Source organism: uncultured Ruminococcus sp., from assembly GCF_946415235.1.
Taxonomy (GTDB): Bacteria; Bacillota; Clostridia; order Oscillospirales; family Ruminococcaceae; genus Ruminococcus.
In genome coordinates, this window is record NZ_CAMKRR010000110.1 from 1 (window position 1) to 9,596 (window position 9,596).

At 47.6% G+C, this 9,596-nt stretch carries 9 protein-coding genes and 2 tRNA genes; 2 read left to right on the forward strand and 9 right to left on the reverse strand.

Annotation, left to right across the window (positions count from 1 at the left end):
- From Q0R37_RS13645 to pyrH, 9 genes are all read right to left on the reverse strand, one after another.
- On the reverse strand, positions 1-1,725 hold a 1,725-nt coding region (locus Q0R37_RS13645), incomplete at its 3' end, for an exonuclease domain-containing protein (protein ID WP_294755107.1).
- Positions 1,726-1,844: 119 nt separating this feature from the next.
- Positions 1,845-2,882: a flavodoxin-dependent (E)-4-hydroxy-3-methylbut-2-enyl-diphosphate synthase gene (ispG, locus tag Q0R37_RS13650; RefSeq protein WP_294755109.1), complete on the reverse strand. Its 1,038-nt coding sequence runs from the start codon at positions 2,880-2,882 to the stop codon at positions 1,845-1,847.
- Between the two features lie 49 nt (positions 2,883-2,931).
- Positions 2,932-3,846, reverse strand: coding sequence for a ribonuclease Z (locus Q0R37_RS13655; protein ID WP_294755110.1), 915 nt, complete (start codon positions 3,844-3,846; stop codon positions 2,932-2,934).
- Complete coding sequence (locus tag Q0R37_RS13660; RefSeq protein ID WP_294755111.1) at positions 3,839-4,918, reverse strand: site-2 protease family protein; 1,080 nt, start codon at positions 4,916-4,918, stop codon at positions 3,839-3,841. Before Q0R37_RS13660 ends, Q0R37_RS13655 begins: the two co-directional genes overlap by 8 nt.
- Before the next feature lie 28 nt (positions 4,919-4,946).
- Positions 4,947-6,098 (reverse strand): 1-deoxy-D-xylulose-5-phosphate reductoisomerase, encoded by a 1,152-nt coding sequence (locus Q0R37_RS13665; RefSeq protein WP_294755112.1) that lies wholly within the window; start codon positions 6,096-6,098, stop codon positions 4,947-4,949.
- Between the two features lie 104 nt (positions 6,099-6,202).
- Positions 6,203-7,081, reverse strand: coding sequence for a phosphatidate cytidylyltransferase (locus Q0R37_RS13670; RefSeq protein ID WP_294755113.1), 879 nt, complete (start codon positions 7,079-7,081; stop codon positions 6,203-6,205).
- A complete protein-coding gene (gene uppS / locus Q0R37_RS13675) occupies positions 7,081-7,821 on the reverse strand; it encodes a polyprenyl diphosphate synthase (protein WP_294755114.1) in 741 nt (246 codons plus the stop codon). Before uppS ends, Q0R37_RS13670 begins: the two co-directional genes overlap by 1 nt.
- Positions 7,822-7,831: 10 nt before the next feature.
- Positions 7,832-8,386, reverse strand: a complete 555-nt coding sequence (gene frr, locus Q0R37_RS13680; protein WP_294755115.1) for a ribosome recycling factor — start codon at positions 8,384-8,386, stop codon at positions 7,832-7,834.
- A gap of 18 nt (positions 8,387-8,404) precedes the next feature.
- Positions 8,405-9,112 carry a UMP kinase gene (gene pyrH, locus Q0R37_RS13685; protein WP_294755116.1) on the reverse strand — a complete coding sequence of 236 codons (708 nt, stop codon included), beginning with the start codon at positions 9,110-9,112 and terminating at the stop codon, positions 8,405-8,407.
- A gap of 269 nt (positions 9,113-9,381) precedes the next feature.
- Here pyrH and Q0R37_RS13690 point away from each other — a divergent pair.
- Together Q0R37_RS13690 and Q0R37_RS13695 are read left to right on the forward strand one after the other, a co-directional pair.
- Positions 9,382-9,470, forward strand: a tRNA-Ser gene (locus tag Q0R37_RS13690).
- Between the two features lie 36 nt (positions 9,471-9,506).
- Positions 9,507-9,596, forward strand: a tRNA-Ser gene (locus Q0R37_RS13695).

Here is a 9,596-nt window from a genome sequence, read left to right on the forward strand (position 1 = left end):
AAGAGCATCATCGGAAGCTCTGTGGTGATCGAACTTTCCCAGCTTGAGCTGCTTTGCAACGAGATTGAGCTTGTGACGTCCCATTTCGGGCATCATGGACTGACACATAACAAGTGTATCTATCCATGTATACTCAAAGGTCATATTCCTGCGCTTCAGCGCCTGATCAATCATGGTTGTATCATATCTTGCGTTATGAGCAACTATAACAGGCTTGTCCCCGCAGAATTCCATGAACATTTTAAGAGCTTCTTCCTCGTCGGGAGCATTTGCCACATCGGCATCGCTTATGCCTGTAAGCTCGGTTATATGCTCGGGAATATGGAATCCCGGGTTGACCTTTGTGTTGAAATCGTCAACTACCTGCAGATTTTTCAGCTTTACCGCGCCTATCTCCGTAAGGCGGTCATTACGGAAGCTGAGACCTGTAGTTTCCACGTCAAAAATGATTATCTCATCGTCAAAGGAACGGTCATCGCTGCCGTATATGACCATATCACGCTCAATGTCATTTACAACGTAGGCCTCCATGCCGTATATGACCTTGAAGTTCTTGGGCATATTATACATACAATCAGGGAAAGCCTGTACATTGCCGTGATCGGTGATCGCCATTGCCTGATGTCCCCATTCCGCAGCTCTGCTGATAAGGGTAACAGGATCGGTAACAGCGTCCATAGCCGACATATTCGTATGGCAGTGGAGCTCCACGCGCTTTTCGGGATAGTTGTCCGTTTTCGGGATACGTTTAACCTTGATGAGAGAATTTACTGATATAACGATATCTCTCGCAAATGAATCATAATCCAGCTTTCCCGATACAAGAAGCGTCGCTCCGCTCTTTATGGAGCCGAGCTTCAGTTCCTCGACCTCTTCGTTCTTTGCAAATATCTTTAGCTTGAGTGAGCCGCTGTAATCGGTGACATCATAGGTTACGACAGTTTTTTCACCGCGCACCTCCTTCATCTCGGCGGCAAAAACATCTCCGACCACTACAACCTTCTCACCGAGATGCTGTACAGCCTCGCATATGGGAACAGGCTTTTCGCGTATGGCTCTGCCCTTGATTACCTCGGCAGATTCCGCGTCGAACTCCTTGTTGAGAGAGCCTATGTCTATAGTCACCGTAGGTATTACCGATCTTACTTCCTCCGCTCTTATCTCATCGGGAGACTTATCGGGAATGAGCTGATCGCTGTGATCGGGCATATCAGCTTCAATGCGTTCTATCATCTCGTCGAACTGCTCCCTGCTTACGGAAGTATCACCGTCGAGCATAACTTTCACGCGTACACCGAACTGATTGTATATCAGCTGAGAAAAACAGCGGCAGAAGCTGTACCTGTCCAGTATATCCCTGCCGCCGTGAACTATTCGTATGCGGAGCTCCTCATTGTTCAGAGAAACCTCCGCGTCATCAAGAAAGCCGTTGACAACAGGTATATCACGCTTGAGCAGCTTTATCAGCTCGGGGTAGCAATCCATTCCGAACTTTTCGGACGGATAGCGGCAGGCAAGTCTTGCCTGCTCCACCTTTATAGCAGTCTCAACTGCTTTTTCAAACGCAAAGATATCATCGCTGGGAACAAGATCGTCAAAGTGTACATGGAAACGGATATTTTCAAGATTTTCCGTGTATGTAAGCTTGAATATCTCGCCGCCGAGGATACTCTCAGGCAATTCGACAGCATAATCTTTGAGAAAATCGGATATTTTAACCTGCATTTTACGACTCCTTTTTTACAAAATATTTATACCATTTTGTAAAAATAAAAAATATATTGCTTATTAAACTGTTTTCCGTTTAATATGCCCTCATTTCAGCCCTATTATGAAAGGGCTTTTCAGAGCTTTTCGATCTCAGCAAGAAGCTCGGGAACTATATCCGCTTCGCTTACCTTTCTCTGAGTTCCGTCCTTTTTGAAAATAACTGCACAGCCGTCACCGCCTGCGATACCGATATCGGCTTCACGGGCTTCTCCGGGACCGTTTACGATACAGCCCATAACTGCCACTGTTATATCCTTGTCCATATCCTTTACGGCTTCCTCCACCATTTTTGCAGCTTTCACAAGGTCTATCCTTGTTCTGCCGCAGGTAGGACATGATACCATTCTGACGCCGCCGCGCTTTCCGATGCTTTTGAGTATATCCTTTGCAGCTTCTATCTCGCGTACAGGGTCATCGGTAAGTGAAACACGGATAGTCTCGCCTATGCCGTCACAAAGGAGCGAGCCTATGCCGATAGAAGACTTTATAAGTCCCATACGCTCCGTACCTGCCTCGGTTACTCCGAGATGAAGAGGATAGCTGCACTTCTCGGCTGCAAGTCTGTATGAAGCTATCATTTTCCGAACGTCCGAGGACTTTATGGAAATAACGATATCATTGAAATCGAAGTGCTCCAGCATAGCAGCATGGGTCATTGCGCTCTCAACAAGAGCTTCGGGAGTGGGTGAACCGTATTTTGCAAGTATCTCCTTTTCAAGAGAGCCTGAGTTGACACCGATGCGGATAGGGATATTCTTTTCACGGCAGACATCTACTACAGCCTTAACTCTGTCCATACCGCCGATATTTCCGGGATTTATGCGTATCTTGTCAACGCCTGCGGCTGCTGATTCGAGAGCGAGCCTGTAATCGAAGTGTATATCCGCAACGAGAGGTATCCTTACGGCTTCCTTTATTGCGGGGATAAGCCTTACGGCTTCCATATTCGGTATAGCTGCACGGATTATCTCACAGCCTGCCTTTTCAAGCTCAACAGCCTGCTTTACGCTGCCCTCGATATCATCGGAACGAGCATTGAGCATTGACTGAATGTATATATGTTTTCCGTCGAGGACGCAGTCCCCTACCTTTACGGGTCTTACATTTCTCATATCATTTCTCCTATAGTCATTTACAGTAAAAGTTTTCCGTCAGAGCGGTCTACAGAGTTATTTTTGCCCCATCCTCGGTTATGACGGTCTCGGGAAATATTTTTCTGAGTTCGTCAGCATAGACAGAGGGCTCTTTTTCCGCAGGACTGTAATGTGTGAGCCATAATCTTTTTGCCTCGGCTTCGGAAGCAATATTGCAGGCGTCCTGCATGAGCATATGGCACTTTTCGTTCATGGACTCCTTACGCTCTGGTATGCCGTACATTCCCTCGCATATGAAAAGGTCTGCGTCCATTGCAAACAGTTCAAGCTCGGGTATGGGAAGAGTATCCGTAACGTAAGTTATTTTGAGCGGTCTCTTTTTCTCTCCCGTAACAGCCTCGGGCGGAACTCTCAGCCCGTCCGCAAGAGTGACGGTCTCCCCGTTGTGAAGCCTTTTCCAGTACTCCACGGGGATATTCATTGCCTTTGCATTCTGCGGAAGAAATACAGGTCTGCGCCTGAGTACAAGACTGTAGCCGAGACAGCTCACCCTGTGCGAAAGTGGCATGGTCTTTACTGTGAGAAGCGGGTCTATCGTATCTGCCTCGAACTCGCAGCTCCTGTCCTCTGGCAGTCCGTGCAGCTCCACCTTGTAGGGCAGACCGCCGCATACGCTCATAAGGCTTTCGATAACGGGCAGACAGCTCTCGGGAGCAAAGATATCCAACGGCTTTGTCCGCGAGCTGTTCCCGATAGAAAGGAGCAGTCCCGGAAGCCCTGTAACGTGGTCTGCATGGCAGTGTGTAATGAGTATCACATCTATCCTGCTCATTTTCAGACCGTGCTTTGCAACTGCTACCTGAGTTCCCTCGCCGCAGTCGATAAGTATGGCCTTGCCGTTATACTCGGCATAAAGGCTCGTAAGAAATCTTTCGGGCAGCGGGAGCATCCCGCCTGTTCCGAGCAGACATATCTCAGCCATGGAAGCCTCCCGTAAACAGTTTGACTATATCATTGTACGTCGCAAATATCATTATACCGAACAGGAGCACCATTCCCGCAAGGTGTACATAGCCCTCATGCTCGGGCTTTACGGGCTTGCGGCGTACAAGCTCTATGATGCAGAACAGCAGCCTGCCGCCGTCCAGTCCGGGTATAGGCAGAAGATTGAAAATACCGACGTTTATAGTTATCAGCGATGTCATCCAGAGCAGATTACAGATCGCATCCAATAAGCTCTCGCTGTCCTTAGCGCTGTCACTGATAGCAGATACAACTCCCACAGGTCCCGATACATCTTCCTTTTTCGCCTTTCCCGAAACGAGCTGCTTGAGGGAAGTCGTTATAACATGAGACATTGTCATGAACAGCTGTCCCGAACCCCGCATAACAGTCAGAGGATTCTTTTTGTAATACCTTATGCCGAAATCGACAGCCTGTTCGCTTTCGGTATCAGCTGTGTCATGGAATACAACATTTTCGACCTTTACTCTGTGTCCGTCACGCTTTACAACTACTGTATGGGATTCGTTCACCGACATATCCTCAAATATACTGTTGAAGTCCCATGCACTGTATATCCTTGCTCCGTCAATGGATATGAGCTTATCCTCATGGCGCAGTCCTGTTTCGTAGCTTCTTGCAAAATATGTCACGTTGCCGTCATCATCGCGCTGTCCCGAAAAACCGCTGATTACCGTGGAAGGCACCTTTGCAAGGGTACATATGAATATCGTCAGCGCAACGAAACCGAGAACAAAGTTCATTCCCGCACCTGCAACAAGAACTATCATTCGTTTCCAGAGCTTAGCATTGCGGAAGCTTCTCGGATCATTGTTGGTGGAATCCTCCCCCTCCATGGCACAGTAGCCGCCTATGGGAAGAGCTCTCAGGGAATACTTTGTCTCGCCCTTCTGCTTTTGCAGAAGCTTTGGACCCATTCCCACGGAAAACTCCAGTACCTTGATGCCGCTGAGCTTTGCACAGATGAAATGTCCGAATTCATGTACTGTAACTATCAATCCGAAAATGATTATCGCTAATATAATACCCATTGAGTGTGTATCCTTTCTGATCTATGACTTATAATGCTGAAATTCGTTCTCTTACATAAGCTCTTGCAGCACTGTCCGCTTTCATGACATCTTCATAGCTCTTTATTTCCGACGGCTCAAAGCTTTCAAGCACCGATGCTACTGTCTCGCCGATATCAATGAACTTTATCTCATCGTGGAGAAACGCCTTTACTGCTTCCTCATTTGCCGAGTTTACAAGACAAGGATAGGAGCCGCCGCGCTTTATGGCTTCAACAGCCGCTGACAGACACTTGAACGTATCAAAGTCTGGCTTTTCAAAGGTGAGCTTTCCGTAGTCCGTAAGGGAAAGTCTTCCCGTGGGACAGCTCATGCGGTCGGGATAAAGCAGGGCGTACTGTATCGGTATCTTCATATCGGGAACGCCCATTTGAGCTATTACCGAGTAGTCGTTATACTCCACAGCCGAATGTACCACGCTCTGACGGTGCACCACTATCTCGATCTGCTCGGGAGCAAGGTCAAAAAGCCATTTTGCCTCGATGAATTCAAGTCCCTTGTTCATAAGGGTAGCAGAGTCTATGGTGATCTTATTGCCCATATCCCAGTTGGGATGATGAAGAGCCTGTTCCTTGGTGACATTCCTGAGCTCCTCATAGCTCCTGCCGAAGAAAGGCCCGCCCGAAGCTGTGAGTATTATCTTGCTGAGCTGCTCACGCTTGTTGCCCTGTAAGCACTGGAATATAGCTGAATGTTCGCTGTCAACGGGATATATCTTCACGCCTTTTTTTGCAGCAGCGCTCATTACAAGCTCGCCGCCCGCAACAAGAGTTTCCTTGTTGGCAAGGGCAATGTCCTTTCCCGCTTCGATAGCTGTAAGCGTGGGAAGAAGTCCGACCATACCCACAACAGAGTTGAGTATGATATCTGCTTCTTTGAGTGAGGCAAGTCTGCAAAGTCCCTCCATACCGCAGAGAAGCTCTACGCCCACGTCGGAAATACGCCTTTTCAGCTCGGCATACTTCTCCTCGTTGTATATGCAGGCATAAGCAGGGCGGAACTTCCTTATCTGCTGCTCGAGAGCCTCGATGCTGCTGTGAGCCGCAAGAGCTATGACTTTCAGTCCGTGCTTCTCGCAGACCTCGAGAGACTGCGTTCCTATCGAACCTGTCGAGCCAAGTATCGACACCGTTTTGTTCATTGTATTTTCCTCTTTTCGCGGAAATATCTTCCGAAAATATTTTATGAAAAAGTCCTTTATAAAATGCGAAAGGGACTATCCGTGAATAGTCCGTTTCAGAAATATCACTGTACGCCGAATAAGGCAATAAATGCATAAAAAGTAGGCAGAACGAAAAGAACACTGTCAAAGCGGTCCATAAGTCCGCCGTGTCCGGGCATTATCTTTCCGTAGTCCTTGAAGCCTATCTGACGCTTTACCATAGAAGCCGATAGATCGCCAACCGTTCCGATGACTGCACATACAGCGCCTGTAATAAATGCAATTGCTGCTTTTTTTGCAGTAAAGCCATAATACACAGAAAATGCGACAGCATAAACCACAGCTGTGGTAACTATACCGCCAACAAGTCCCTCAACAGTTTTCTTCGGGCTTATCTCGGGGCAGAGCTTGTGCTTTCCAATAGCTACACCTGTGAAGTATGCTCCCGTATCTGCTATCCATGCGCCGCAGAGTCCCATGATAAGCAGGAAAAGTCCGCTCTCAAGGTCATAGTTCTCTATGCGGAGCATAGTCGTCATAGCCTGAGGTACGAGTATCATTACGGCAAGTACGAAGAATACCTGCTCGTAGCGTATCTCCTTGTGATTTTTAAGCCATGTGATAAAAATGATAAACGCACAGAGAAGCATTATGCCAAATACATATATACTGTAATCATGAGCATAACGCCATGCTTTGAACTCATAATGCGGCGGAACGGAAGCTCCGATAACAGTCAGCTTCGTGAGTATGCCATAAATGATCGGCACAGCTATTCCGCAGGCTTCTGCCGCTATGAGTATCGGGATACACTTGTGGAGCTTCACTGCGCGGAGAAGCTCAAAAAGCATAACAGCAATTATCGCTGCGACCGCTATGGGAAGAACTATGGTATCATGAAAGAAAAGTATTGCACCGAGGAGTACAACACCAACAGCTCCCGAAATGATTCGTGTAAGCATCACACACCTCCGAAGCGGCGGTTTCTGTGAGCGTACTCGATAAGAGCCTTGTCAAGCTCTGCGGGAGTAAAATCAGGCCAGAGCACGTCTGTGAAGTAGTACTCCGCATAGGCGCACTGCCATATAAGATAGTTTGAAAGTCTCAGCTCGCCGCTGGGACGGATAAGCAGGTCCACATCGGGAAGTCCTGCGGTATAAAGGTTATCCGCAACAGCCTGTTCGTTTATGTCCTCGGGACGTATCTCACCGTTTACAGCCTTCTGTGCAAGTATCCTTGCAGCATGGGCTATCTCGTCGCGTCCGCCGTAGTTTACAGCCATCATAAGGTTCATTTCCGTATAATGAGCCGTATCCTCCTCCAGCTTTATCATCTTTTCACGCAGATCCTCGTCAAATGCGCTCTTGTCGCCGAGGAAGATCATACGTGTATTCTCGCTGAGGAAGTTTCTTACATCAACGATATAATCGCGGAAAAGCTCCATGATAGTATTCACTTCATCGGCAGGTCGCTGCCAGTTCTCTGTGGAAAAGGCATAGAAGCTTATATTCTTCAGTCCGATGTCCTTGCAGTAGCGGACTATCTTCTTGAACTGCTTCGCACCCTCACGATGTCCGAAGGAACGGGGCAGACCGCGCTTTTTCGCCCATCTGCCGTTTCCGTCCATGATAAAGCCTACGTGCTCGGGAAGCTTCTCGGGCAGCGTAAGCTCAGTTTTTTCCTTTTTTCCGAATAATGCCATATTTCACCAATTATACAGTCATGATCTCTTTTTCTTTATCAGCGACCATCTTGTCGATATCGTCGCACATCTTGTCTGTGAGATCCTGTACCTTCTTCTCGCAGTCCTTAAGGTCGTCCTCAGTGATTTCCGAGTTCTTCTTCATAGCCTTGTACTTTTCCATAGTATCACGTCTTATGGAACGAACAGTTACCTTACACTCCTCGCCGTACTTCTTTATGCTCTTGCAGAGCTCCTTACGGCGGTCCTCAGTGAGCTGAGGGAAAGCAAGACGGATAACGTTTCCGTCGTTTACGGGCTGGATGCCGATATCGGAAGCCTGTATAGCCTTCTCGATAAGCTTGAGTGTTGACTTGTCCCACGGCTGTATAACAAGTATTCTTGCCTCTGATACGGAAACTGCTGCCATCTGGTTCACGGGAGTAGGTGCTCCGTAATAGTCCACCATTACTTTATCGAGAACACCGGGATTTGCTCTTCCTGCACGGATGGAAGCAAATTCATTGCCCAGTGCGTTAAGGCTTTTATTCATCTTTTCCTTAGCGAGATTAAGCTGTTCTTTCATAGTATTTCATTCCTTTCGTTATTCGCTTACTACAGTTCCTACATTTCCGCCCATGATAGCATCATAGATATTATCGGGACGGCTGAGATCGAATACCAGCATCTTCATGTGGTTATCACGGCACATTGCGGCAGCTGTGCTGTCCATTACGCCGAGATCCTGTCCGATAACCTGTGTAAATGTAAGGGTATCGTACTTCTTTGCGTCTTCGTATTTGTGGGGGTCTTTATCATACACGCCGTCTACAAGCGTAGCCTTCATGAGGATATCTGCCTGTATCTCCATTGCACGGAGTGCGGCGGCTGTATCTGTTGAGAAGAAGGGGTTTCCTGTTCCGCAGCCGAAAATAACGACTCTTCCCTTATTGAGATGTCTTACGGCTCTGTTGCGGATATAGGGCTCTGCGATCGCTGCCATCTGGAGAGCTGTCTGTACACGTACAGTGCAGCCGAGAGACTCGAGAACATCTGCGAGAGCGAGTGCGTTCATAGTTGTGGCAAGCATTCCGATATGGTCTGCGCGGGTCCTGTCCATAGCTCCGCTGGAACGGCCTCTCCAGAAGTTGCCTCCGCCGACAACGACAGCAACCTGAGCACCTGCATCGACGCACTTCTTTATGCTCTTGCATATTTCCGTTACAACGTCATAGTTGAGACCTGCTTTGTTGTCGCCTGCGAGCGCTTCGCCGCTGACCTTCAATAATACTCTTTTATACTTTGGTTCCATATAAGCACCTCACAAAAAAATTATCCATAGTTTATTTTACACTAATTTCAATGATATGTAAAGTATATTTTCCGAAAATCCCTAAAAAATTTACACGAATTTTGCATTTTTCCCTTAGGTATCCGAGCTTTCATTTGTTTCAACGCTGTTTATCAGCACATTTAACAAAAATGTTGAAAATATATTGTAAAGGTTCGATTCGTTTTTTTCTTGACAACTGCTCCCCATCGTGGTATAATATAAAAGCTGATTAATTCGGCAGTAAAAATGGAGAGGTATCGAAGCGGTCATAACGAGGCGGTCTTGAAAACCGTTTGACTTAACGGTCACGTGGGTTCGAATCCCACCCTCTCCGCCAATTTTTTTATCGGTGAGCTTTCTCGCTCGTCGGTTTGCGGATTTACCCAAGTGGTGAAGGGGCTCCCCTGCTAAGGGAGTAGGTCGGGAAACCGGCGCGAGAGTTCAAATCTCTCAATCCGCGCCA

What these genes read in the sequence shown, in the direction of transcription:
- frr (WP_294755115.1), bottom strand. Translation starts at nt 8,386, where the DNA reads ATGAAAGAACAGCTTAATCTCGCTAAGGAAAAGATGAATAAAAGCCTT.
- Q0R37_RS13670 (WP_294755113.1), bottom strand. Translation starts at nt 7,081, where the DNA reads ATGCTTACACGAATCATTTCGGGAGCTGTTGGTGTTGTACTCCTCGGT.
- Q0R37_RS13655 (WP_294755110.1), bottom strand. Translation starts at nt 3,846, where the DNA reads ATGGCTGAGATATGTCTGCTCGGAACAGGCGGGATGCTCCCGCTGCCC.
- ispG (WP_294755109.1), bottom strand. Translation starts at nt 2,882, where the DNA reads ATGAGAAATGTAAGACCCGTAAAGGTAGGGGACTGCGTCCTCGACGGA.
- pyrH (WP_294755116.1), bottom strand. Translation starts at nt 9,112, where the DNA reads ATGGAACCAAAGTATAAAAGAGTATTATTGAAGGTCAGCGGCGAAGCG.
- Q0R37_RS13660 (WP_294755111.1), bottom strand. Translation starts at nt 4,918, where the DNA reads ATGGGTATTATATTAGCGATAATCATTTTCGGATTGATAGTTACAGTA.
- Q0R37_RS13665 (WP_294755112.1), bottom strand. Translation starts at nt 6,098, where the DNA reads ATGAACAAAACGGTGTCGATACTTGGCTCGACAGGTTCGATAGGAACG.
- uppS (WP_294755114.1), bottom strand. Translation starts at nt 7,821, where the DNA reads ATGGCATTATTCGGAAAAAAGGAAAAAACTGAGCTTACGCTGCCCGAG.